General features: G+C 72.7%; 20 protein-coding genes and 1 riboswitch. Of the genes, 11 read left to right on the top strand and 9 right to left on the bottom strand.

The window, feature by feature from the left end:
- Positions 1–44 precede the first annotated feature (44 nt).
- Positions 45–602: an acyl-CoA thioesterase gene (locus HMPREF2863_RS10685; protein ID WP_070640063.1), complete on the top strand. Its 558-nt coding sequence runs from the start codon at positions 45–47 to the stop codon at positions 600–602.
- A 259-nt stretch (positions 603–861) separates the two neighbouring features.
- Positions 862–2,901, top strand: coding sequence for an FMN-binding glutamate synthase family protein (locus tag HMPREF2863_RS10690; RefSeq protein WP_070640066.1), 2,040 nt, complete (start codon positions 862–864; stop codon positions 2,899–2,901).
- A gap of 129 nt (positions 2,902–3,030) precedes the next feature.
- On the opposite strand, the gene HMPREF2863_RS10695 is transcribed toward HMPREF2863_RS10690, so the two are convergent.
- The 4 genes from HMPREF2863_RS10695 to HMPREF2863_RS10705 form a co-directional block, all read right to left on the bottom strand.
- Positions 3,031–4,494: a hypothetical protein gene (locus tag HMPREF2863_RS10695; RefSeq protein WP_070640068.1), complete on the bottom strand. Its 1,464-nt coding sequence runs from the start codon at positions 4,492–4,494 to the stop codon at positions 3,031–3,033.
- Positions 4,495–4,689: 195 nt separating this feature from the next.
- A complete protein-coding gene (locus HMPREF2863_RS10700; RefSeq protein WP_067189701.1) occupies positions 4,690–4,893 on the bottom strand; it encodes a cold-shock protein in 204 nt (67 codons plus the stop codon).
- Positions 4,890–5,072: a hypothetical protein gene (locus HMPREF2863_RS11920; protein ID WP_127913495.1), complete on the bottom strand. Its 183-nt coding sequence runs from the start codon at positions 5,070–5,072 to the stop codon at positions 4,890–4,892. The genes HMPREF2863_RS10700 and HMPREF2863_RS11920 overlap by 4 nt, the downstream gene beginning before the upstream one ends.
- A gap of 138 nt (positions 5,073–5,210) precedes the next feature.
- Complete coding sequence (locus tag HMPREF2863_RS10705; protein WP_070640071.1) at positions 5,211–5,753, bottom strand: flavin reductase family protein; 543 nt, start codon at positions 5,751–5,753, stop codon at positions 5,211–5,213.
- Positions 5,754–5,820: 67 nt separating this feature from the next.
- A riboswitch (SAM riboswitch) is annotated at positions 5,821–5,941 on the bottom strand.
- 275 nt (positions 5,942–6,216) lie between these two features.
- Here HMPREF2863_RS10705 and HMPREF2863_RS11630 point away from each other — a divergent pair.
- From HMPREF2863_RS11630 to HMPREF2863_RS10720, 4 genes are all read left to right on the top strand, one after another.
- Complete coding sequence (locus HMPREF2863_RS11630) at positions 6,217–6,771, top strand: hypothetical protein (RefSeq protein WP_227718866.1); 555 nt, start codon at positions 6,217–6,219, stop codon at positions 6,769–6,771.
- 350 nt (positions 6,772–7,121) lie between these two features.
- Positions 7,122–7,478: a hypothetical protein gene (locus HMPREF2863_RS10710; protein ID WP_067189705.1), complete on the top strand. Its 357-nt coding sequence runs from the start codon at positions 7,122–7,124 to the stop codon at positions 7,476–7,478.
- Positions 7,479–7,573: 95 nt separating this feature from the next.
- Positions 7,574–10,411, top strand: a complete 2,838-nt coding sequence (locus HMPREF2863_RS10715; protein WP_070640074.1) for a hypothetical protein — start codon at positions 7,574–7,576, stop codon at positions 10,409–10,411.
- Positions 10,408–11,103, top strand: coding sequence for an ABC transporter ATP-binding protein (locus HMPREF2863_RS10720; RefSeq protein WP_067189709.1), 696 nt, complete (start codon positions 10,408–10,410; stop codon positions 11,101–11,103). Before HMPREF2863_RS10715 ends, HMPREF2863_RS10720 begins: the two co-directional genes overlap by 4 nt.
- 7 nt (positions 11,104–11,110) lie before the next feature.
- Here HMPREF2863_RS10720 and HMPREF2863_RS10725 read toward each other — a convergent pair whose 3' ends face one another.
- Positions 11,111–11,473 (bottom strand): RNA-binding S4 domain-containing protein, encoded by a 363-nt coding sequence (locus HMPREF2863_RS10725; protein ID WP_067189711.1) that lies wholly within the window; start codon positions 11,471–11,473, stop codon positions 11,111–11,113.
- Positions 11,474–11,476: 3 nt separating this feature from the next.
- Positions 11,477–12,790 (bottom strand): histidinol dehydrogenase, encoded by a 1,314-nt coding sequence (gene hisD / locus HMPREF2863_RS10730; RefSeq protein WP_070640078.1) that lies wholly within the window; start codon positions 12,788–12,790, stop codon positions 11,477–11,479.
- A 143-nt stretch (positions 12,791–12,933) separates the two neighbouring features.
- Between hisD and HMPREF2863_RS12225 the strand changes: the two genes are divergently transcribed.
- A complete protein-coding gene (locus tag HMPREF2863_RS12225; protein ID WP_246828889.1) occupies positions 12,934–14,706 on the top strand; it encodes a mechanosensitive ion channel domain-containing protein in 1,773 nt (590 codons plus the stop codon).
- A gap of 164 nt (positions 14,707–14,870) precedes the next feature.
- On the opposite strand, the gene HMPREF2863_RS10740 is transcribed toward HMPREF2863_RS12225, so the two are convergent.
- From HMPREF2863_RS10740 to HMPREF2863_RS10750, 3 genes are read right to left on the bottom strand one after another with little or no spacing between them, the layout of a single operon-like run.
- On the bottom strand, positions 14,871–15,488 hold the full coding sequence (locus tag HMPREF2863_RS10740) for a universal stress protein (RefSeq protein WP_083315384.1): 618 nt from the start codon (positions 15,486–15,488) through the stop codon (positions 14,871–14,873).
- Positions 15,485–16,699, bottom strand: a complete 1,215-nt coding sequence (locus HMPREF2863_RS10745) for an SDR family NAD(P)-dependent oxidoreductase (protein ID WP_070640084.1) — start codon at positions 16,697–16,699, stop codon at positions 15,485–15,487. The genes HMPREF2863_RS10740 and HMPREF2863_RS10745 overlap by 4 nt, the downstream gene beginning before the upstream one ends.
- A 41-nt stretch (positions 16,700–16,740) precedes the next feature.
- Complete coding sequence (locus HMPREF2863_RS10750; protein WP_067189719.1) at positions 16,741–17,559, bottom strand: MBL fold metallo-hydrolase; 819 nt, start codon at positions 17,557–17,559, stop codon at positions 16,741–16,743.
- Positions 17,560–17,571: 12 nt separating this feature from the next.
- On the opposite strand from HMPREF2863_RS10750, the gene HMPREF2863_RS10755 reads away from it, so the two are divergent.
- The 4 genes from HMPREF2863_RS10755 (at position 17,572) to HMPREF2863_RS10770 (ending at position 22,908) form a co-directional block, all read left to right on the top strand.
- Positions 17,572–18,675 carry a glutathione S-transferase family protein gene (locus tag HMPREF2863_RS10755; protein ID WP_070640087.1) on the top strand — a complete coding sequence of 368 codons (1,104 nt, stop codon included), beginning with the start codon at positions 17,572–17,574 and terminating at the stop codon, positions 18,673–18,675.
- Between the two features lie 173 nt (positions 18,676–18,848).
- Positions 18,849–20,099 carry an alpha-hydroxy acid oxidase gene (locus tag HMPREF2863_RS10760; protein ID WP_070640090.1) on the top strand — a complete coding sequence of 417 codons (1,251 nt, stop codon included), beginning with the start codon at positions 18,849–18,851 and terminating at the stop codon, positions 20,097–20,099.
- Positions 20,100–20,260: 161 nt separating this feature from the next.
- Entirely contained in the window at positions 20,261–21,016 is a 756-nt protein-coding gene (locus HMPREF2863_RS10765; protein WP_070640093.1) for a LamB/YcsF family protein, read from the top strand.
- Entirely contained in the window at positions 21,013–22,908 is a 1,896-nt protein-coding gene (locus tag HMPREF2863_RS10770) for a 5-oxoprolinase subunit B/C family protein (protein ID WP_070640096.1), read from the top strand. Before HMPREF2863_RS10765 ends, HMPREF2863_RS10770 begins: the two co-directional genes overlap by 4 nt.
- Positions 22,909–22,925 lie beyond the last annotated feature (17 nt).

A 22,925-nucleotide genomic window follows, 5' to 3' on the forward strand; every position in this document is an offset into this window, starting at 1 on the left:
ACGCCCCCTCCACCCGGGGGTTACTCCCCGGTAGGGTGGCGTCCATGCACCTGATCTTCCGCACCGTCGCCACCCTGCTGAAGTCCCGCCGTCGCAGCCGCGTCTCCCTGTGGGAGCCCACGTCGGTCCCGTTGCGTGCTCTGCTCACGGACGTGGACATCGCCTGGCACATCAACAATGGGCAGTACTTCGGCCTGTTCGACCTCGGCCGCTTCGACCTCATGGACCGCTGCGGCCTGTGGAAGGAGTCCCGCAAGCGCGGCTGGCTGCCGGTGGTGCAGGCCGAACAGATCGCCTTCCGCCGTTCCGTGGAGTTCGGCCAGAAGTTCTCCGTGGAGACCCGTTTCCTCGGGTTCGACGAGCGCTCCATGTGGCTCGAGCAGCGGATCGTGGTGGACGGGGAGGTCTACGTCCGCGGCTACATCTGCGGCCGCCTGCGCGCCAAGGACGGCCGCCCGGTGAGCAATGAGGAGATCGCGGACGCCGTGCGCTCCCTCGGCCACGACCCGGAAGGCGGCCCCGGCATCCCGGAGTGGCTCCACGAATGGCGTCGGAACATCGCCCTGCCCTCCTCCCGCACCCCCGTGCCCCACACCTGGTGAGCCTTCCCGACGACGGCCCCGCCGCCTGTCGGGGCCGGCTCGCCGGCCGCTGCGGCCGGCCCGCCGGCACGGTGATTCCCGACACGCCCAGGAGGCGGCCGTCGTCGTGAACGAAACGCCACCGGCGAGGCCCCGCATGCGGCTATGCGGGGCCTTTCCGCGCCCGTCCCGTGGACGAAGTGTCCACGGCGGACACGGAATGTGAGGGGAACGTCCGTCGGTACTGTCATTCCACATCCTGATACGGCACGATGTTCGGGTGAACAACAGATTTCTCGTCATCGCCGCGCTGTCGCTCGGGGCTCTGATCGTGGTTCTGGTGGCCTCGCTGGGCAACGAAGCCTGGTGGTTCCTGGCCGTCATCCTGGTCGCCCTGGCCATCCTGGGCATCTGGGACTTCACCCAGCGTCGGCACGCGATCCTCCGCAACTACCCCATCCTCGGCCACTTCCGGTACCTGTTGGAGTCCATCCGCCCGGAGATCCAGCAGTACTTCATCGAGCGCAACTTCGACGGCAAGCCGTTCGACCGCGACACCCGATCGCTGGTCTACGCGCGCTCCAAGGGCCTCGACAACCACAAGGCGTTCGGCACCGAGCGCGACACCGGTGAGATCGGCTACGAGTTCCTCCTGCACTCGTCCGCCCCGGTGAACCCGCCGGCCGAGCCGCCGACGGTCCGCATCGGCGGGCCGGACTGCAGCCAGCCGTACGACATGTCCCTGATGAACATCTCCTCGATGTCCTTCGGCTCGCTCTCCGCCAACGCGGTGCTGGCCATGAACAAGGGCGCCGGCATGGGCGGCTTCGTCCACGAGACCGGCGAGGGCGGCCTCACCAAGTACCACCGCGGCAACGGCGCCGACCTGTTCTGGGAGATCGGCTCCGGCTACTTCGGCTGCCGCAACGAGGACGGCACCTTCAACGCGGACAAGTTCCGCGAGAAGGCCGTCCTCCCCGAGGTCAAGGGCATCACCATCAAGATGTCCCAGGGCGCCAAGCCCGGCCTGGGCGGCATGCTCCCGGCCTCCAAGATCACCCCGGAGATCGCCGAGGCCCGTGAGATCCCGGAGGACAAGGACTGCCTGTCCCCGGCCTCGCACTCGGCGTTCTCCACCCCGCGTGAGATGGTGCAGTTCATCGGGCAGCTCCGTGAGCTCGCCGACGGCAAGCCGATCGGCATCAAGTTCTGCGTGGGCTCCCGCGTGGACGTGCTCGCCATGTGCAAGGCCATGTGGGAGGAGCGCATCGCTCCGGACTTCATCATCGTGGACGGCTCGGAGGGCGGCACCGGCGCCGCCCCGCTCGAGTACTCCGACCACATCGGCACCCCGCTCACCGAGGGCCTCATGCTCGTCCACAACGCGCTGGTCGGCACCGGCCTGCGCCACATGGTGAAGATCGGCGCCGCGGGCAAGATCGCCACCGGCTCGGACATCGTCAAGCGCCTCATCCAGGGAGCGGACTTCACCATGTCCGCCCGCGCCATGATGATGGCCACCGGCTGCATCCAGGCGCAGAAATGCCACACCAACGAGTGCCCGGTGGGCGTGGCCACCCAGGACCCGCGCCTCATGCGCGCCCTGGACGTGGAGGACAAGTCCGCCCGCGTGTACAACTACCACCGCCTCACCGTGCGCGAGGCCGTGCAGATCATGGCGTCCATGGGCGTCACCGACCCGTCCCAGCTGAACACGCGCATGCTGCGCCGCCGTGTGGACCACCTGAGCACCCGCTCCTACGCGTCCATCTACCGCTGGATCCGCCAGAACGAGCTCCTGAACGCCCCTCCGGGCGGCTGGGACATCGACTGGGAGGAGGCGGATGCCGACCACTTCGGCGAACATGCCCCGATCCAGTACCTGAACGACCACAACCCGGAGTGGCGTTCGGAGCTGCTCGTCACCCCGACCCAGCGCGCCCAGGCGAATGCGGCCGAGCGCCGCGCGTCGGCCGCCGCGGAGGAGGCGCACCCGTCGACCTCCCCGATGCCGCGCGTGACCCAGCTGGCCGAGGGCCAGTCGCTGTACGACTACTACGGCAACGGAGTCACCGGCCAGCGCGCAGTGGAGGACAGCCGCAGCACCTCGGCTGCCGGCGGCTCCACTGCTGCACAGCAGGCCCCCGTCCGCGATGAGACCGCCGAGCATCCGCACGACGACGAGCACACGGAGCCGTACGCCGCCGGCCCGTCCCAGGACGATCACGGCAACCGCCGCATCGAGGAAGGCGACGAGGACACGAGCCGTGGCACCACCGAGACCGTGGAGGGCGGCGACCGCCCCGAGGGCCGCGCCTGACCCCGAGGTCGGCGCGTGACCCCGAGGGCCGCGCCTGACCCCGCGGACCCGCCGCGGTCCTGACACGAGCCGGCCCCGGCAGACCAGACGGTCTGCCGGGGCCGGCTCTTCCGTGTGCGGGTGGGACCGTCAGCCGCCCTGGCGCTCCTCGCGGCGGCGCTGGAAGGCGGCGAAGGACCGGTAGCCGAGCGCGCCGAGGGTGGCGACGCTGACGAGCAGCACGGCGATCAGCCACCCGGGCGCCTGCCCGACGCGGGCCAGGAGCGGGCCTCGCTCCGCCCAGTCCATGGAGGAATCGTCCGTCTCGCCCTCGGAGAGGATGCTGCGCAGGTCCTCGGTCTGGTCGCCGGAGGCCTGCGGCTTCACCAGCTTCTCCTTCTGCGCGTGCTCGAGGGCGGCGAGGGCGTCGTCCTCGAGGAGACGGCCGGAGTTCTGCAGGCCGGACAGGGCGCTGTCCGAGGCGTCGCGCAGGGTGCTGTTGCGGCTGGAACCGTCGTTCGAGCCGAGGGACGCGGCGCCCTGGGCCTCGGTGGCCCCACCGGGGGTCGGCGCAGGGTAGAAGTCCAGGTCCAGCGGCTCGCCGGACGGGGACATCGCGCCGTCTCCGGGGGTCCCGGAGGCCTCGGGGCTCGGGGCGTCGTCCGTGCCGGGGCTCGGGGCCGGAGTCCAGGAGTCGTCCTGGCCGTCGGCGGACGGCGACGGGGTCCAAGAACCGGGCACCTCGGAGGACGGGGCCGGCGTCCGGGTGCCGGGCGCGGTCGAGGATGGGCTGCCGGGGCCGTCAGGGGCCGAGGAGGCGTGCGGGGTCCACGGGGTGGACAGCGGCGGGGTCGGACTCGGCGACCGCGGGGTGTCGGACGGGCTGGGCGACCTCGGGGTGTCGGACGGGCTGGGCGTCGGGTCCTTGGTCGGGTCGTCGGACGGGCTGGGCGTCGGGTCCTCGGTCGGGCTCGGCGTCGGTTCCTCGGACGGGGTGGGGTCCTCGGTCGGGTCGTCCGACGGGCTCGGAGTCGGGTCGTCGGAGGGCGAGGGGGACGGCTCGCGTGACGGGGAGGGGCCTTCGGTGGGGTCGTCCGACGGGCTCGGCGAGGGGTCCTCGGAGGGGGAGGGGTCCTCAGTGGGGTCGTCAGACGGCGAGGGGGAGGGCTCGCGTGACGGGGAGGGGTCTTCGGTGGGGTCCTCGGACGGCGTCGGGTCCTCGGAGGGGGTGGGGTCCTCAGTGGGCTCGGTCGGGGTGCCCGACGGCGAGGCATACGGCTCCTGTGACGGCGTGGGTTCCTCGGACGGGTCGTCGGACGGGCTCGGCGACGGATCCTCGGTGGGGTCCTCAGCGGGCTCGGCCGGGTCACCCGACGGGCTCTGCGACGGATCCTCGGACGGCGTCGGCTCCTCGGTGGGGTCCTCCGTGGGGGAAGCGGTCGGCTCCTCGGTCGGCTCCGGGGTGGTGGTCTCCGCACTCGACGACGGCGCGGTGCTCGGCTCGGCGGTCTCCACAGCGTGGGCCGGGCCGGCGAGCACGGCGGCAGAGAGCAGCACGCCGGTCACGCCGAGGGCGCGCGCGTGTGCGGAGCCGGTGGTGCTGCGTGCGGTCATCAGTGGGTCCCCTCCGGGCTCATGGCCGGTGCCGGGTGCAGTCAGGTCTGGATGCACGAGGGCCGGTCGGCCGCATGTCGAACGCCTGCAAGGACGATTCTAGCGGCTCACCGGCCCTTGTGACACTCCTGTGTCCATGCCCTGGGCGTGGTCTCATGCCCAGGTCAGCGCCCCGCCGGGCGGGGCGTCACGGCCTCAGAGGCGGGTGACGTTGGCGGCCTGCAGGCCCTTGTCGCCCTGGACGGTCTCGAACTCCACGCGGTCGTTCTCCTGGAGCTCCTTGAAGCCCTGCGCCTGGATGGCGGAGTAGTGCACGAAGACGTCGGCGGAGCCGTCCTCCGGAGCGATGAAGCCGAAGCCCTTCTCGGTGTTGAACCACTTGACGGTGCCCACGGTCATGGGGGTGTCCTTTCGCTGTGCCCGCCTGCGGTGCGCAGGCTGTCGGCGTCGGTGCCGTGCAGCGGGCTCGCGGCACGGGTGAAGCGGTGACACTGCACCGCGAAGACCAACGCCCCCTGGCCGTCAGGCCCGGGTACTGCAAGAAGACGGGTAAACAGGGAGAACTGCTTCTTGCCCATCGTCTCACGTTTCCCGACGACGGCGGTACACCGGCCGCTGTCCTCCCGGCCCTGTCGCAGGGAGGGGGACGGGCGGATGACGCGGGGCGGCCGTCGTCGTGCCTCCCGCCGCCGGCGGGCGGAGGCGATCCGGGCGGATCAGGCGAGCGGGCGCAACCCGGTGAAGGCGTTGTGGTGCAGGGCTGCCGGGGCGTGGACGTCCGTGTGGTCGGCGAAGCCCAGGACCTCCATCAGGACCACTGTGTGGTCGCCGGCGTCCACCTCGGCGTGCAGGCGGGTCTCCAACCACAGCGAGGAGCCCTCGAGCAACGGGGTGCCCCGGCCGGTGCGGTGCAGCTCCAGCCCGGCGAGGCGGTCTCCGGTGCGGGAGGCCAGCTGACGGCACAAGTGGTGCTGCTCCTCGGCGAGCAGGGAGACGCCGAGGGTGTCCGCGTTCCGCAGACGCGTCCACGTGCGGGAGGACTTCTGCGCGGAGAAGGACACCAGCGCAGGCTCCCAGGAGATCCCCACGGCGAAGGAGGAGGACACCATCACCTCGTCCACACCGTCCGACCGGCCGGTGACGGCCACCGCGCCGGTGGGGAACGCGCCGAGTCCTCGGCGCAGGTTCAGGGGTGTGATGTCCTCGTCCCACCGCGGATGCGCGGCGGTGGCGGGGGAGAGCAGTGCGGTGGTGGTCATGCGTCGGATCCCTTCGGAACGGACGCGGCCCTGCGGTGCAGGCGGGCGGACCGACGTGTCCGCAGAGACGCTGTACTTGCCCAACCGGGGTGCCGGAGGGCCGAATCCTCACCTGGAGCACCCCACTGCAGCGTTGAGAGGGTTGCCGTCCCGCCGGCCAGGGCCGTGAATGGCGGGAACTCGTGATTCTGGGCTCCACGGTAGGAGCGGGCACGCCGGGGCGTCAAAGGTGTCGACCCTGTGAACGACACGCGAGGTCACACCGATGCCGTCGCCGTGCCGAGCAGCGGCGAAACGACGGTTTTCCTGCGCCGTAGTCTCGGCGGAGCACTGCCAGAATGTGATGCTTGACACATCTAGGGCGGCTGGGTCAGGATGACGCTACTCGAGAGAGGGGGGGGAGCTCGAGACCGCAACCCGCGGCCCCACGGCCGGTTCACCTGAAAGGGGTCGGATCATGTGGATGGACATCAAGAAGAAGCTGTCGGCGGTATCGGCAGGGGTCGTTGTGGCAGCTGCGCTGACGGCAGCCCCGGGAGCGGGGGCGGTGACCTCATCCCCGGAGGGGGGTGTCATCTCGCCGAACGCCGACTGTGCAGAGGAGAGTTGGACGACTGTCAATGTGACCTCGAATACCTTCAAGAAGTCCCATTCGGCTTATTCCTCTGTGTCTGGGGCGCCCGGCGTGACCCTCTCCATCGCGACTGGACGAACGTTTGCCGTCAGCGGGGACATTACGGGCGAGGTGTCAGGTGATGTTCGTGCAATCCTCGCGGGTGTTTCGGCCAAGGTAGGCACCCGAGTGGGTGTCACCTATTCCTCCACCAATACGATCAGTGGAGCGTGGAAGGTGCCGGCTAGCTATAAGAACGGTGGCAAGCTCGTGATTGGTGCCAAGCGGGCTAAGGGAACTTGGAAGCGCCAGATGCTGACCAGGAACTGCAAGGTAGTGACCGTGCGTAGCGGGTCGTTCACCACTCCATGGCAGCAGTTCCACTTTCAGCACTACCGTCTCTGACCCAGGGGAAGTGCTCCGGCGTCGAACTCGAAAGGTTCGGCGCCAGAGCACTCCCGTTTCGTTCACTCATGACAAGAAGGTCAATCATGTCCTCCTTCCCCCTCCTGCGATCTACTCGTTGCGCCTCGGTTATCGTCGCGGCGATTCTCTTCGGTACAGCCATGACAGGATGCTCCTCCGCCTCGGACAACAAGACGTCCAGTTCGGGGGAATCCAGTGTTGCAGCGTCATCGAGTGACCCGGCACACGCGTCCGCATCTTCTGCGGAGTCCACGGCCGCTTCCGGCGCGGGCTCGTCAGGCTCGGACGCTGAGGAGGCGCTTCCGGCCGCTCTCTTCGAGAAGGACGGGATGACGTTGGTCGAGTACTCACGCCAGCATCCGGATGCCGGCTACCTCGACCCGGCGACGGAGTCTGTGCTCGAGGAAGCGGTCGGGACCGGTTCGCAGGAGATCACCGTGGATGCACAGAAGGGTGCGGTTCTGCGGGTCATCCTGCTCTGCCCCTCGGACGCGACGGGTAAGACGGATATTCACACCTCTCGGGAAGGCGAGGACGAGAAGACGTGGATGGCCGGCTCGGAGGGTGCGTGCGGTGACTGGTCTGCGGCGACGGCTCCCGTGCCAGAGGCCGGACCCATGACCTTCACGGTCACGGTGGACAACGATTCCCCGTTCCGGGTCGTCCTGACTGCACTCTCCGAATGACGCAGCCTCGGAGAAGGGGCGCGGCGGGACGTGAATCCCCGGGAGAAGCGTCTCGCCGCACCGCTCCCGCCTGGCCGGCTCTGCCGAGCGTTCGCATGCTCCGGCTGGTGGCCGGTGCCCTTGCCCTGACACTTGTCGTGGGCCTCACCGTCCAGGCGCAGGCCACACAGCGGCTCCGGGACCTTGTCGATCGCAGCTGGCGCGGTACCTACGACCTCGTCGTCTCCGCCCCCGGTGCCGCCCCGAGCTCTGAAGCGCTCTCCGCTCCGCTGGACACGGCCGCGTGGACGAGCTCGGCCGACCGCCTCAGCACCGCCGACCTCGACCGCATCCGCGCGGTGTCCGGCGTCGAGGTCGCCGCCCCGCTCGGCGACCTCGGCGTGCGCAGCGTGGCCAACCAGGATGCCGTGATGATCGGGTACCCGGCGGACGGCAGCGTGGAGGGTCCCCGCGCGTTCGACCTGGAGGCCCGTGTCCACACCGACGACGGCCTCGGCCACCGTCCCGTGCTCGGTATGGACACCACGCTCATCGGTTATTTCTCCGACGATGGCCCGATCGAGGACGCCCGGCCGCTGCTGGAGGACCAGGCTGTCTGCGATCCAGCTCCTCCTGAGCCCGGCCCCTGCACGGACGTCGAACTCCCCACGCTCGCCCTCGGACCCCGCGGACGCACACCCGAGCCTGCGCAGCGTGAGGTCCCCGCCGGCACCTACTGGGCCGCCCCGTGGGCGGAACCCGACCCGCAGGGCAACCGGATGGTGGTGGTGGACGCCGCGGCGGAGGCGACGTTGCTGGACCTCGGCGGCAACACGGCCGCCGCGGACGCGTTCCGTGTGCTCGCCCAGTCCTCGCCTGCCGGGTCGCTCTCCGCAGTGGTCGACCGTCTCTCGGGCGCAGCAACCGAGGAGGCACGTGCGCTCGTCGAGGCGAAGGACCGGCTCCCCGCCCACCTGCAGATCCTCGCGGACACCACCGGTCGCTCCGCGGAGTCCCTGAGCGCGGTCCCCGTGCTCGCCACGAGCGTCGGCTCGGCGCCCTTGTCCCTGGAGGTGCGCGCCAAGCCCTACCGCGAACCGGCCACCCGCCTGCGCATCGAGCAGGCTCCGGTGGACCCACGGGACCCCACCGGTCCGCGCGGCATGCTCGGCCTGCCCACCTGGGAGCTGCCCACGGGCGGTCTGGCGACGCAGGAGGACGTCTCCACCTCCGACGTCTCGGGGCGGTTCGGCGGCCTCGGCCTCGGGGTCACCGTCATCCCCGTGCCCGGGCTGACCACGGTCCAGGACCCGGTCCTGAGCTATGACTCACCTCGTCTGTCTCTGGTACAGGAGACGCGCACCCTCACCCGGCCGACGACGGCGGACGGGAACCTGGCCGAGGCCGCCGGCGTGGAGACCGCCTCTGGGACGCTCCCCGGCCGGCCCGAGGTCGCCGTCGCCCGGGCCCTGCCGGCGTCCACGTCCCGCGAGTCCGCCTACTACGCGGCCACCGACGACGGGCGTCGCTTCGGCACGGGCGACGCCCCGCTGCTGGTCAGCGTGGGCACCCTCGTCCCCGAACCGGACACGGACCTGGCGGGGATCGCCCCGCTGCTCACGGATGTGGAGCTGCCCACGACCCTCGTCGCGGACCCGGACGGCACCCCGCGCGAGGTGCGTCTGCAGCCTGCCTCCACCGGCTTCGGCCTGGCCAACCAGATGCCCGCCGCCTATGTCGACGCGGCCTCGGCCGCCACCCTCGGGCTGGAACGGCCCTTCAGCACCGTGCGGGTCCGGGTGGCCGATGTGGGGGAGGACCTCACACCGGAGAACCTCGCCACGATCGACGCAGTGGCCCAGCAGCTGAAGGACGCCGGATTCGCGGTGACCACCGTGGCCGCCTCCAGCCTCTCGCCCCGGCAATTCCAGGTGGTGTCCTACCGGTTCGACTCCACCGACGGCGAAGCCCACACCGGCCCGCTGGGCACCGTGCGCCAGCTCGGCCCGGAGCTGGCCGCCTCCCAGCGGGTCTCGGCGGCGGTCGGGTCCGCGGGGACCGCGCAGGCCATGACGGTGACCGCGCTGCTGACCGGCCTGGCAGGCCTGTGCATCCTGGCGGCGGCCCGGCCGCGACGCCGTCGGGCCGGTGTGCTGGCTCTCCAGGGCTGGACGCGCGGGGCCACGGTGAGACGCCACCTGAAGGAGGATGCTCCTACGCTCATGGTGCTCGCCCTCACCCTCGCCGCGCTCACCGCGGCCGGGGCCACGACCGCACGCATCGGGGTCGAACCCCCGCTGGTGGCCGTGGGCCTCGGGGCGACGGCGGTGCTCGCCGCCGCCATCGTGACCACGGCGGTGACCGCCGCCCGTCCCACGACCGCCGACACCCGGGAGCACGCCACCCGGTCGACGGGTCCGGCCCGGCCGGCCCGCACGGCAGCCGCGCTGCTGACCCGGTGGACAGCCCGCACATGGCCGCGCCTGCTCACCGGCGCCGCCTACCGGGCGGCCGTCGCGGTGGGGGCGGGGCTGCTGGTCGCCGTCGTCCTGCAGGCCCGCCGCGAGGCTGGCACCTCCCTGCTGGCCGGGGCCGCCGTGGCGCAGGACCTGCCGTTCCGGCTGGCGTTGGGGGCGCTGGCCGCCGTCGTGGGGATGATCCTGCTGGTGCAGCTGCATCGCGTGGAGGGGGACACCGTCCGTGCTGAGGCTATCGTGCTGCTGCTGGCGGGCTGGTCCCGGGCCAAGCTGATGGTCAGGCACCTGCCCACTCTGGCCGTCGAGGCGGCCGTGGCAGGCCTGGTGGCAGGGCTCGTGCTGGTTCTGCTCACCCCGGCGGTGGACCTGCCGCCGGTGGTGGGAGCGGCCGGTCTCGGACTGCTCCTCACCCTCCTGATCACCCTGTTCACCCGGCGAGCCCAGCTCGCCCGTGCCTGGAAGGGGCAGCCCGCATGACCGCGATCGCGCCCGTTCTCACCCTCGACCGCGTGCAGGTCGGGTACCGCAGTCCGGACGGCGGCACCCGCGTGCTCATCGAGGGGTTGGATCTCTCGCTCCACCCCGGGGAGATCGTGGGGCTGTGGGGGCGTTCGGGCACCGGGAAGTCCTCCCTCATCCGCCATCTTGCCGGGCTGACGATCCCGTTGGCGGGCCGGATCCGCTACCGCAGTCCCGACGGCGGGCTGGACGGGGACCTCGGCGGGTTCGCCGCGGAGGCCCTGGCACGGTACCGGCGTGAACACCTGGGGTACGTGGACCAGTCCTGCGAGCTGATCGGGGAGTTGTCCGCGCTGGACAACGCGGCCATCTGGGTCCACGGCGGGCCTGTCGCCGGCTCGCCCCGGGACGCACTGGACACGGTCCGGACCCAGCTGGAACGCCTTGGCCTGGGGCACCGGCTCGGCGCACCCGCCTCCCGGCTCTCCGGCGGCGAAGCCCAGCGGGTGGCGATCGTTCGGGCACTGGCCAAGCACCCGCACCTGGTCGTGGCCGATGAACCCACCGGGCACCTCGACGCCACCACGGCCCGCGAGGTCATCGCCCTGCTGCGCGAGCACGCGCAGGCTGGGTCCGCGATCCTCGTGGCCAGCCACGACCCGCTCGTCCACGCTACGGTGGACCGGGCCGTCCGGGTCGGTGAGGACTGACTCGCCCTCAGCGCCGGCCCCGCAGCCGGTCGATCTCGCGGCGCTCCTTCTTGGTGGGCCGCCCGGCGCCGCGCTCGCGCACGGGCACGGCGAGCAGCTCGCGGGGGATCGGCGGTGGCGAGTGGTCGATGTACTGCCGCTGCGCCACCGGGGCGCCCACGCGCTTGGAGATCAGCCCGGTGACCTGCAGGATGCGCTCGCGGTGGTCTTTGCGCAGGCGCACCGTGTCCCCGACCGCCAGGGTGTGCGCCGCCTTGACGGGCTCCCCATTGACGCGCACGTGTCCGCCCCGCACCGCAGCGGTGGCGGCCGAGCGGGTCTTGTACATGCGGACCGCCCACAGCCAGGCGTCCAGACGGACGGCGCTCACCAGTCAGCTCCGGCGGATCCGCATGGCGGCGCCGTGGCCCTCCAGGCCCTCGTCATGGGCCAGGGCGCTGACACCGTCGATCAGCTCCTCCAGGCCCTGCGCGTCGTAGCGGATGAGCTGCTGCAGACGCAGGAACGTCACGGTGTTCAGACCGGAGGAGAAACGAGCGGTGCCGGAGGTCGGCAGCACGTGGTTGGACCCGGCGGAGTAGTCGCCCAGCGGCACCGGGGTGTGCGGGCCCACGAAGATCGCGCCGGCATGGGTGACCCGGCGGGCCACCTGCTCCGGGTTGCGGGTGTGCACCTCCAGGTGCTCGGCGGCGTAGGCGTCCGCCACCTGCACCGCATGGTCCATGTCCCGCACCAGCAGGACGCCGGACTGCGGGCCGGTCAGGGCGGTGCGGATCTGCTCGGCCAGCGGTAGCCGCGGGGCCTGGCGCTCCACCTCCGCCAGCACGTCCCGGACGAGCTCCTCGGAGTCCGTGATGAGCACCGAGGCGGCCAGCGGGTCATGCTCGGACTGGCTGATCAGGTCCGCGGCCACCCATGCGGCCTGCGCCGTGCCGTCGGCGATCACCGCGATCTCGGACGGGCCGGCCTCGGCATCCACGCCGATCCTGCCCAGCAGCGCACGCTTGGCCGCGGCCACATAGACGTTGCCCGGCCCCGTGACCATGGCGACGGGCGCGCAGACCTGCGTGCCGTCGTCGTCCTTCACACCCAGGGCGAGCATCGCGACGGCCTGGGCCCCGCCGGCGGCGTAGACCTCGTCCACGCCCAGCAGGGCGCAGGCGGCCAGGACGGTGGGGTGCGGCAGGCCGCCGTGCTCGCGCTGCGGCGGGGAGGCCACGGCCAGGCCCTGCACACCGGCGGCCTGGGCCGGCACCACGTTCATCACCACCGACGACGGGTAGACGGCCCGGCCTCCGGGCACGTAGAGCCCCACGCGGTCCACCGGCACCCAGCGGTTCTCCACGATCGCGCCGTCGGCCAGCTCGACCTCCGTGCCGGAGGGCACCTGCGCGGCGTGGACCTTCCGGGCGCGGCGGATGGACTCCTCCAGTGCGGCGCGGACCTCCGGGGCCAGTGTCTGGAGGGCCTGCTCGATCGCCTCGGCCGGCACGCGCAGGGCTGGGGCACGCACGCCGTCGAAGCGCTCGCCGAGCTCCAGCACGGCCGAGGCTCCGCCGGTCCGGACCTGCTCGATGATCGGCAGGACCGCGGAGACGGTCGAGGACACGTCCACCTCGGCGCGGGGCACCACGGCGTCCAGATCAGTGTCTGCGGCGGCGTCGCGCAGGTCGGTGACGGAGAGCATCGGTGAACCTCCAGGATGGTCGGTCTCGTCCGGCCGGCCGATCGGCTGGAAGCCCTCGCTCCCCGCAGTGCCGGCCACCGGTGTCCAGCCTCCATTCTGCGCTCTCCCGTGAACCGTCCGGGGCCAGGTGTCAGACTGGTGACATGCCTGTAGCCGCCGCGCCGATGCCCCTGTTCCTCTCCGGCCTGTTCTCCGCGACACAGCAGGACGGCGTGCCGGAGGAGGTGCAGCAGGGTGCCGACGCCACCGTCCGCGTCCTCGGGCTGGAGCTGGCCACGCTGCTCGGTGTGTGCGGGGCCTTCGTGCTCGGCTGGGCGCTCGTCTTCCTCGGCTTCCTGGTGGTCCAGGCCGTGCTGTTCAAGAGGCGGGCGCTGGCCGGGCGTCTGCGCCGGCTGCGGCACCCGCTGGGGCTGGCGCTCGGCTTCAGCATGTCCCGCGTGGCCCTGGTGACCATGGCGAAGGCCCCGGCACGGGAGGCGGCGTGGTTCCCCTTCGTGTCCTTCCTGCTGCTCGCCGCCTTCGTCGGCTGCCTGGCCTGGGCCGCCGTCCGCGCGGTGAACGTGGTGGAGGAGCAGGTCCTGGACCGCTACCGCGAGGCCGGCGTCAACGACCGCCGCGAGCGCAAGGTCCGCACCCAGACCGTGCTGATCCGGCGCATCCTGCAGGCGGTGATCGTGGTGGTGGCCGTGGCAGTCGTCCTGCTGACCATCCCGGCGGTCCGCTCGCTCGGCGCCGGCCTGCTGGCCTCGGCCGGCCTCATCTCCGTGATCGCAGCCCTGGCGGTGCAGTCCACCCTGACGAACGTGTTCGCCGGCGTGCAGCTGGCCTTCACCGACTCGGTCCGCGTGGGGGACGTGGTCACCATGGACACCACCTTCGGCACCGTGGAGGACATCACCCTGTCCAACGTGGTCCTCAAGCTCTGGGACGGCCGACGCATGGTCTATCCCTCCAGCCAGTTCACCACCCAGCCGTTCGAGAACTGGACCCGCGTGGGCTCGGCCGTCTCCGGCACCGTGGAGATGGACGTGGACTGGCGGGTGCCCATGGAGGACCTGCGCGAGCGCCTCAAGGAGCTGCTCGCCTCCACCGACCTCTGGGACGGCCGCGAGGCCTCCATGCAGGTCACGGATGCCGTCGGCGGCATGGTCCGCATCCGTGCCGTGGTCTCCGCCCGCACCTCCGGCGACCTCTGGGACCTGCGCTGCCTGGTCCGCGAGGACCTGGTGAACTTCATCCGCCACGACCACCCGGAGGCCATCCACGCCCAGCGCCTCGGTGTGCTCGAGACCCCGTTCCGCCCGGGCGGTCTGCCCGACGACGGCGGCACCGCCTCCGCCTCGGGCCTCCCCTCGTGTGCGGGGTCGGCTCCGGCCTCGTCCGGAGCGGCTCCGGAGGGCGGCTTGCCTGCTTCCGAGGGGCGGGGAGGCGCAGGCAGGGCCGGTGCAGGCAGGGCTGGCACCGGCGCAGAGGAGGCCGGTGCGGTTGAGAGGGGCGCCGGGCAGAGGAAGGCCGGTGCGAAGGACGCCGGAGGCGACGTCGCGGCGGCACCGGGCGACCGTGAGGGGGCCCACCCGCCGACGGCGCGCCTGCCGCGCGTGGACGGGGACACGCGCCCGCAGATCGGCGCGCAACCGACCGCACCGCTGGCCCGCGTGGGCGAGGACACCTCCATGTACACCGGCTCCATCACTGCGGTGGAGCGCAACCGCGAGTTCGCCGGCCCCGGCGAGGACGCCTACGCCGAGCGCAAGGCCAAGGTCCGCGCCGAGCGTGAGGAGGAGAGCCGCGGCGCTGAGCGGGAACAGGAGCGCTGCAGTGCCGGGCGGGAACAGGAGCGCCGCGCCGCCGGGCGTGAGGAGGCTGGGCGGGACGACGAGGGCGTGCAGCGCGCCAAGCCCGAGGCCGACGACTGAGCGCAGGCCGGACGCGCCGACGCATCACCCCGACCAACACCCGCCCTGCCCCGTGCCCCCACGCGTCTTGGGGGTATTACCGCGCGTCTTGGGGATAAGACACGGTCACATTTCGCGATCTCAACACCGTGTTGTATCCCCGAAACGGTAGGGGGAGGTGTGCCTCAGCGGTCCTCGGGGCGGGGGAGCTCCTCGGCCACCGGCTCGGGCTCGCCCACCGGCTCGGACCCGAGGGCGTGAGGCGGCTCAGCCGTGTCCTGCCCGACGGCGTCCTGGTGCCCGGCAGCGTCCTCGCGCTCCACAGGGTGCTGCTCCACGGCCCGGGCGCGGCGAGAGCCGGAGACCGGGACGGTGTCCGCCTTGGAGGAGACGGCGTCCGGCGTGTGGTCTGCGTACTGCTTCACGCACAGCACCGGCTGGTCCAGCTCGCGGAGCAGCTCGTCCGAGACCGAGCCCATCATGAACCGGCCCACGGCGCCGCGGCGGCGCAGGCCGATCACCACGATCGACGGCTCGAGCTCGGCGGCGACCTCCTTCATCTCCGCAGCGGTGGAGCGGCCGCGGGCGTACTGGCGGAACTCGGCGTCCACGCCGCAGCCGTCCAGGACCTGCTGCAGATCACGCTGCTGGGCCTCGTTGAGCAGGTTCGACGAGCGATGCTCGCCGCCGGGGCCGGCGTTGACGACCACAATGCGCTCGCCGGTCGTGCGGGCGATGTCGATCGCCTTGTTCAGTGCGGCGCGGGACTCCGCGCGCGGGGCATAGCCCACCAGGATGGTCATGCTTCGGTCCTCTCGGAGTCGGAGTCGGAGTCGGAGTCGGAGTCGCGGGTGGAGCGGGTGGCTGCGGAGACCTCCGCGGCCACCCGGTGGCGGGAGAAACGCTCGACCAGCGTGTCCGGGGCCATCTTCGCGGCCTGGATCAGGGAACGGAAGCGGCGGGACGGCACGCAGGTGGACTGCCCCTGGGCCAGGGCGGCCAGACCCTCGCGGGCGACCTCGTCCACGGGCATCCAGGCCCAGGACGGGTAGGAGGCGGCGTCGATGCCGGCGCGCTCGTGGAAGCCGGTGTACACCGGTCCGGGGCAGAGGGCGGTGACGTGCACGCCCTCGGAGCGGTAGCGGATGTTCGCCCAGCGGGCGAAGGCCACGGCCCAGGACTTCGCGGCCCCGTAGGTGCCGTCCGGGATGAGGCCGGCCACCGAGGCCACCAGCAGGATGCGTCCGCCGCCGCGCGCCAGGAACGCGCGCAGCGCCGCCTGGGACAGGGCCAGCGGGGCCTGGACGTGGAGGAAGGCCTGGTCGAACTCCTGACGGCGGGTGGTCTCGTGGAGGTCCGGGCCCACGCCGGTCCCGGCGGAGTGCACCAGTCCGGTGATGGGCTCGGCCGGGGACTCGAGGCGTTCGGCGACGGCGTCCAGGCCGGCCTCGGTGAGCAGGTCGGCCTGCAGGGCCTCCACCGGCACGCGGTAGGCGGCGCGCAGGGACCGGGCGGTCCGTTCCAGGCGGTCTGCGTCCCTGCCCACCACCACGAGCCGGTGACCCTGCGCCGCCAGCTGGCGGGCGATCTCCTCACCGATGCCGGAGGTGGCTCCGGTGACGAGGTACCGCATGGTCGGAACGCCGCCGGGCAGGTCCGTCACAGGGGAGTCCTCCGTCGGCACCTCGCCGATCGGTCGGACGCGGCGGGCGACGCGCTGGGCCTGTTTCTTCTGTGCGCGCGCCAGCCTGCGTTCGGCCTTGGCGGTGCGCTTGGCCAGGCGGGCGTCCTTGGCGTCCTGCTTCAGGGCGGCCCGGGACTCGCGGCGTGCCTGCTTCTCAGCGGCCTTCTTGGACGCCTGCTCCTCAGGCGTCAGGTCCGTGGCGTCCCCGGGGTCCCCGCCCTCGGCGAGACCAGGCGTGGGCGAGGGGGAGGAGGAGGTGAGGGAGCCGCCGTCGGGAAGGTCCGCGGCGCGCCCCGGCGCACGGCGACGGCGTGGGGAAGAGGAGGCCATGCCTCCAGTCTAGGGCGAGCCGGAGGCCCGGGACCGTGCGCTCAGGCGGTGGCGCGGACGTAGTCCAGGGTGGCGGCCGTGACCAGCGCGGCCACCTGCTTCACCTTCCCGTCCAGGCCGGGGTAGATGCGGTCGGCGAGCTGCTCCGGGGTGGCCTGCGCGGCCTGGTCCTCGGGCAGCTGTGCGAGGGCCTCGCGGACCTGCGCCACACGCTCCATGCGGTGGTCCGTGTACTCCTGGGCGATCTGCGCCACGGACGGCAGGACCGGGCCGTGGGCGGGCAGGACGGAGGTGTCGCCGAGCTCGCGGAGGCGCTCCAGGGAGGCCAGATAGTCGGCGAGGGTGCCGTCCGGGAAGTCGAGCATGGTGGTGCCGACGCCGAGGATGGTGTCCCCGGTGAGGACCGAACCGTCCGGGCCGGCGGAGGGGACCATGAAGCAGAAGGAGTCGGAGGTGTGGCCCGGCGTGTGCATCGCCTCGATCACGGTGTCCGCCTTGACGATCCGGTCCCCGTCCTCGAGCGGGTGCCCGCCGCCGCGGCAGTGCTCCTCCAGATGCGCGCGCACCGGCGCTCCGGTGACCTCGTGGAACACGTCGATCGCGCCGGTGTGGTCCTCGTGCCGATGGGTGGCGAGGATCAGCTCCACCCGGCGGCCGTCCGCGGCCTCGAGGACGTTGCGCACGTGCTCCTCGGCGGTGAAGGCCGGGCCCGGGTCCACCACCACGACCGTCTCGGAGCACGGGGCGCCGATCAGGTAGGTGTTCGTGCCGGACAGGGTCATGTCCGACGGGTTGTCCGCGGTGACGCACTGGACGAAGGGGGCCGGGTTCGGTCCGGGGACGGTGTGGCGTGCAGGCATAGGGTGGATTCTATGGAACACAGCACCCGTGGCGCGTACGTGACCGGCGGCCGGGAGTTCACCCGGGACACGCAGTACATCGAGGACAGGATCGTGGCGGACGTGGACGCCGCCCGCCGCGCCCCGGCGCTGCCGCCCACGAAGGTGGGGCAGATCGGCGCCGGGCTGCGGGAGGGCGCGCAGGCCTGGCCCGTGGAGCCCGGACGCTACCGGCTGGTAGCCGCGAGGGCGTGCCCGTGGGCGAACCGGGCGATCATCGTGCGCCGGCTGCTGGGCCTGGAGGACGCCGTCTCCCTCGGCCTGCCCGGGCCCACGCACGACGCCCGCTCCTGGACCTTCGACCTGGACCCGGACGGCCGGGACCCGGTGCTCGGCACGCAGCGGCTGCAGGAGAACTACCTCGCCCGGTTCCCGGACTACCCGCGCGGCATCACCGTCCCGGCCATGGTGGACGTGCCCAGCGGCGGCGTGGTCACCAACGACTACCCGCAGCTGACCCTGGACCTCTCCACCGAGTGGACCGCCTTCCACCGCGAGGGCGCCCCGGAGCTGATCCCGGACGCCGGCCCGGAGCGGGACGAGATGTTCGAGGTCATCGAACGGATCTTCACCGAGGTCAACAACGGCGTCTACCGGTGCGGGTTCGCCGGCAGCCAGGAGGCCTACGACTCCGCCTACGCCCGCCTCTGGACCGCCATGGACTGGCTGGAGGAACGCCTGAGCGGCCGTCGCTACCTGATGGGGGAGCGCATCACGGAGGCGGACGTGCGCCTGTTCACCACGCTGGTGCGCTTCGACCCCGTCTACCACGGCCACTTCAAGTGCAACCGGAACCGGCTCGTCGAGATGCCTGCGCTGTGGGCGTATGCGCGGGACCTGTTCCAGACCCCCGGCTTCGGGGACACCGTGGACTTCGCGCAGATCAAGGCGCACTACTACGTGGTGCACGAGGACATCAACCCCACCGGCATCATCCCGCAGGGCCCGGACCTGTCCGGGTGGATGAGCGCCCACCGGCGGGAGGAGCTCGGCGGCCGGCCGTTCGGGGACGGCACCCCGCCCGGGCCCGTGCGCGAGGGCGAGAGGGTGGACCCGGCGCACACGCCGCTGCGCTGAGCCGTAGCCGGGCCGCCTCCGGAGCTGCAGGGCCCGCGTCCCGACGACGGCCGCTCGCCTGGATGGGGGGGGCCGCGCCGTCCCGGACGGTGCCGCTCCTCGTCCGTCTGCCGCCGGCGTCACACTGCGGACCCGGCTGGCCCCGCGCGGCGGGCCGGGAGCATGATCGGGGCATGGCAGTGCTCCCGACCCGACTCACCCCGCTGGTCCGCCGTCTCCCGGACGTGAAGGAGCTGGCCTCGCTGATGCGCTTCGGTGCCCCGCGGGCGGACCGCCGTGCCGCCCGCCTGTCCAAGGCCGCGGACGTGGCGGACCTGCGCCGCATCGCGAAGCGCCGCACGCCCACCCCGGCGTTCGACTACGTGGACGGCGCCGCCAAGCGCGAGCTCACCCACACCCGGGCCCGCGAGGTGTTCGACTCGGTGGAGCTGCTGCCGCGGATCCTGCACGGGATCGCGGAGCCGGACCTGTCCGTGGACATCGCCGGGGCCCACTCGGCGCTGCCCTTCGGCATCGCGCCCACCGGCTTCACCCGCTTCATGCACGCCGAGGGCGAGAACGCCGGCGCCGCCGCCGCGGCGGCCGCGGGCATCCCGTTCACCCTGTCCACCATGGGCACCCGCTCCATCGAGGAGACTGCCGCGTCCTCCGGGGACGGCGACCGCTGGTTCCAGCTGTACCTGTGGCGGGACCGGGACCGCGCCCGGGACCTGATCGAGCGAGCGGCCGCCTCCGGCTACGGGGCGCTCGTGGTCACGGTGGACACCCCGGTGGCCGGCCAGCGTCTGCGGGACGTGCGCAACGGCATGACCATCCCGCCGCAGCTGACGCCGAAGACCGTGGTGGACGCCGCCTGGCGCCCGGAGTGGTGGTTCAACTTCCTCACCACGGACCCGCTGACCTTCGCCTCGCTCTCCGACTCCGCCGGGGACCTGCCGTCCATCATCAACGGCATGTTCGACCCCACCCTGTCCCTGAAGGACCTGGAGTGGATCCGCTTGGCGTGGAAGGGGCAGCTGTTCGTCAAGGGCATCCTCACCGCAGAGGACACCCGCCGCGCGCTGGACACCGGCGCGGACGGACTGGTGGTCTCCAACCACGGCGGCCGCCAGCTCGATCGCGCGCCGGTGTCCCTGCAGGCGCTGCCGGGTGTGCGCGCCGAGGCCGGCCCGGACGTGCCGATCATCCTGGACTCCGGCATCACCACCGGCGAGGACATCGTGGCGGCCCTGGCCCTCGGCGCCGACTTCACCCTGATCGGCCGCGCGTACCTCTACGGCCTCATGGCCGGCGGCCAGGAGGGCGTGGCCCGCGTGATCGAGCTGCTCGCCCAGGAGGTGACGGTGGCGATGACGCTCATGGGCGCCGCCACCACGAAGGACCTCACCCCGGACTCGGTGCGCGCGCCCTGGCTGCAGGGGTGAGCCCTCCGGCCCGCCGCCGGGGCGGATTCCCCGCCTCTGTGTTCACAGAACCCCCAGGTGAGGTCACATTCCCCGGCACTTGTTGAACAATTGGTCGCCATGGCCCATCATGGAATGTGCCGCGTGATGTGCGGCACACCGAACGACCCAGGGGGAGAGCCATGCGCATCGACATGAACAGCGACGTCGGGGAGTCCTTCGGCAGCTGGACGATGGGCGACGACGCCGCGATCTTCCGCTCCGTCTCCTCCGCCAACGTGGCCTGCGGGTTCCACGCCGGCGATCCCTCCGGCATCGCGCAGACCTGCCGGGACGCCGTGGCCGCGGGGGTGACCGTCGGCGCCCACGTGGGCTACCGGGACCTGGCCGGCTTCGGACGCCGCTTCCTCAACTGCACGGCCACCGAGCTGGCGGACGACGTGCTCTACCAGATCGGCGCCCTGCAGGCCCTGGCCCGCGCCGCCGGCACGGACGTGCGCTACGTGAAGCCGCATGGCGCCCTCTACAACACGATCGTCCACCACGAGGAGCACGCCCAGGCCGTGGTGGACGCCGTCAAGGCCTTCGGCGGCGATCTTCCGCTGCTGCTGCTGCCGGGCTCCATCGCCCTGGAGAAGGCGGAGAGGGCCGGCCTGCGCGGCGTGGCCGAGGCCTTCGCGGATCGCGGCTACACCCCGGAGGGCACGCTCGTCTCCCGCCGGGACCCGGGCGCCGTCCTCCACGACCCGGCCGAGGTCTCCGCCCGCATGGTCCGCCTGGCCACCGAGGGTGTGCTCACCGCCGTGGACGGCTCGGACATCCGCATCGAGGCCGCCAGCATCTGCGTGCACGGGGACACCCCGGGTTCGGTGTCCATGGCCGCCTCCGTCCGTGCCGCCCTCGAGGACGCGGGCGTCGAGATCGTCTCCTTCGCATGAGCGGATCGCACGCCCCCGGGCCGGTCCCCGGCGCCTCGGCCGCAGACCGCTGCGCCGCCGGCTCGCCGACGCCCCGCCCCCTGCGCTGGGCCGGCACCCGCGCCTTCCTGCTCGAGTGCCCGAGTCTCGCGGACGTCGTCGCCCTGCACGCCCGCCTCACCGCCGAGCCGCTGCCGGGCCAGACCGAGGCGCTCGCCGCCGCCGAGACCCTCATGCTCGCCTTCCGCACCCGCGCCGAGGCGGTGGCGGCCGCCGAACTCGCCCCGAGCCTCGTGGCCGCCGGGGACGCGGGCCAGGACGCCCGCACGGTGGAGGTGGACGTCGTCTACGACGGCGAGGACCTCGCCGCCGTCGCCGAGCTGACCGGCCTGTCCGAGGAGGCCGTGGTGGCCGCCCACGCGGACACGCTCTGGGTGGGCGCCTTCGGCGGCTTCGCCCCAGGCTTCACCTACTGCACGGCCGCGGATGCCTCCGCCGCCCCCTTCGACGTGCCCCGCCGCGAGAGCCCGCGCACCGCCGTGCCGGCCGGCTCCGTGGCCGTGGCCGGCACCTTCTCCGCCGTCTACCCGCGCACCTCGCCCGGCGGCTGGCAGCTGCTCGGCCGCACCGACGCCGTCCTCTGGGACCTGGACCGCGAGCGCCCCGCGCTCATCCGCCCCGGCGACCGCGTCCGCTACCGCCCGGTGCGCGCCCTCGCCTCCGTCTCCGCAGGCCCCCTTCCCGACGACGACGCCCGCGCCTCCGCCTCGCAGCCCTCCTCCGGTGCGGCGTCGCCGGGGGAGGGCTCCGAGCACTCCGCGCCGACCACAGGCTCCTCCGAGCCGGCCACCGCCGCAGGCGAGCCGACGGCACGGCCGGGGCTGTCCGTCGTCGACCCCGGGATGCAGTCCCTGCTGCAGGATTTGGGCCGGGCCGGTCACGGCGACCTCGGCGTCGCCTTCTCCGGCGCCGCGGACAAGGACGCCGCCCGCCAGGCCAATCGGCTCGTGGGCAACGCGCCGGACGAGGCCGTGGTGGAGACGCTCCTGTCAGGCCTGTCCGTCACCGCCCACGGCCTGCAGGTGCTCGCCCTGACCGGGGCCGAGGCCCGCGCCGTGGTCACGGACGCCGCCGGCACGGTGCTGCGCCGACCCGTGCCGCGCGCCCCGTTCGCCCTGCGGGACGGCGAGACCCTGACCGTCGAGGAGCCGCCCGCCGGACTGCGCACGTATCTCGCCCTGCGCGGCGGCATCCACGCCCGAGCGGACCTGGGCAGCCGCTCCACGGACGTGATGTCCGGGATCGGCCCGGCCCCGCTGGCCGCCGGGGACGAGCTCGTCCGCCGCGAGGATCCGGGGAACCGGCTCGTCGGGGACGCCGAGCCACCGCTGCGCCGCACCCCGCGTGCCGGGCACACCGCCGTCCTGCGCATCACCCTCGGCCCCAGGGACGACTGGTTCGACCGGGACGGCGTCGACCTGCTCACCTCCCAGGAGTGGGAAGTGACCGCCGAGTCCAACCGCATCGGCGTCCGCCTGGCCGCCCCGAAGGAGGGGAAGGCCCTCACCCGTGTCCGCGAGGGAGAGCTGGCCTCCGAGGGCGTGGTCTCCGGGGCCCTGCAGGTCCCGCCGTCCGGGCTGCCCGTGCTCTTCCTGGCCGACCACCCCGTCACCGGCGGCTACCCGGTGATCGCCGTGGTGGTCCGCGAGGACCTCGGCGCCGCCGCCCAGCTGCCGCCCGGCGCCCGGCTCCGCCTGATCCCCGTGGACCCGGAGACACTCGAGCCGCTGGACGCGGACGCCCCGGAACCCACCACATCCGCCCTGCCCCTCGTGGCGCCGACGACGCCGGCCGCAACGACCTGCCACGACCCCGCCCCCGCGGCTGCCGCCGCCCAGACCACCGAGGACTGATCCCGTGACCGCACGCC

Source organism: Micrococcus sp. HMSC067E09 (genome assembly GCF_001812555.1).
Classification (GTDB): domain Bacteria; phylum Actinomycetota; class Actinomycetes; order Actinomycetales; family Micrococcaceae; genus Micrococcus; species Micrococcus lylae.

What these genes read in the sequence shown, in the direction of transcription:
- HMPREF2863_RS10700 (WP_067189701.1), bottom strand. Translation starts at nt 4,893, where the DNA reads ATGACCGTGGGCACCGTCAAGTGGTTCAACACCGAGAAGGGCTTCGGC.
- HMPREF2863_RS10740 (WP_083315384.1), bottom strand. Translation starts at nt 15,488, where the DNA reads ATGACCATCCTGGTGGGCTATGCCCCGCGCGCGGAGTCCCGCGCCGCA.
- HMPREF2863_RS10770 (WP_070640096.1), top strand. Translation starts at nt 21,013, where the DNA reads ATGAGCGGATCGCACGCCCCCGGGCCGGTCCCCGGCGCCTCGGCCGCA.
- hisD (WP_070640078.1), bottom strand. Translation starts at nt 12,790, where the DNA reads ATGCTCTCCGTCACCGACCTGCGCGACGCCGCCGCAGACACTGATCTG.
- HMPREF2863_RS11920 (WP_127913495.1), bottom strand. Translation starts at nt 5,072, where the DNA reads ATGGGCAAGAAGCAGTTCTCCCTGTTTACCCGTCTTCTTGCAGTACCC.
- HMPREF2863_RS10765 (WP_070640093.1), top strand. Translation starts at nt 20,261, where the DNA reads ATGCGCATCGACATGAACAGCGACGTCGGGGAGTCCTTCGGCAGCTGG.
- HMPREF2863_RS10755 (WP_070640087.1), top strand. Translation starts at nt 17,572, where the DNA reads ATGGAACACAGCACCCGTGGCGCGTACGTGACCGGCGGCCGGGAGTTC.
- HMPREF2863_RS10760 (WP_070640090.1), top strand. Translation starts at nt 18,849, where the DNA reads ATGGCAGTGCTCCCGACCCGACTCACCCCGCTGGTCCGCCGTCTCCCG.
- HMPREF2863_RS10720 (WP_067189709.1), top strand. Translation starts at nt 10,408, where the DNA reads ATGACCGCGATCGCGCCCGTTCTCACCCTCGACCGCGTGCAGGTCGGG.
- HMPREF2863_RS10695 (WP_070640068.1), bottom strand. Translation starts at nt 4,494, where the DNA reads ATGACCGCACGCAGCACCACCGGCTCCGCACACGCGCGCGCCCTCGGC.
- HMPREF2863_RS10745 (WP_070640084.1), bottom strand. Translation starts at nt 16,699, where the DNA reads ATGGCCTCCTCTTCCCCACGCCGTCGCCGTGCGCCGGGGCGCGCCGCG.
- HMPREF2863_RS11630 (WP_227718866.1), top strand. Translation starts at nt 6,217, where the DNA reads ATGGACATCAAGAAGAAGCTGTCGGCGGTATCGGCAGGGGTCGTTGTG.
- HMPREF2863_RS10715 (WP_070640074.1), top strand. Translation starts at nt 7,574, where the DNA reads ATGCTCCGGCTGGTGGCCGGTGCCCTTGCCCTGACACTTGTCGTGGGC.
- HMPREF2863_RS12225 (WP_246828889.1), top strand. Translation starts at nt 12,934, where the DNA reads ATGCCTGTAGCCGCCGCGCCGATGCCCCTGTTCCTCTCCGGCCTGTTC.
- HMPREF2863_RS10710 (WP_067189705.1), top strand. Translation starts at nt 7,122, where the DNA reads ATGACGTTGGTCGAGTACTCACGCCAGCATCCGGATGCCGGCTACCTC.
- HMPREF2863_RS10685 (WP_070640063.1), top strand. Translation starts at nt 45, where the DNA reads ATGCACCTGATCTTCCGCACCGTCGCCACCCTGCTGAAGTCCCGCCGT.
- HMPREF2863_RS10750 (WP_067189719.1), bottom strand. Translation starts at nt 17,559, where the DNA reads ATGCCTGCACGCCACACCGTCCCCGGACCGAACCCGGCCCCCTTCGTC.
- HMPREF2863_RS10705 (WP_070640071.1), bottom strand. Translation starts at nt 5,753, where the DNA reads ATGACCACCACCGCACTGCTCTCCCCCGCCACCGCCGCGCATCCGCGG.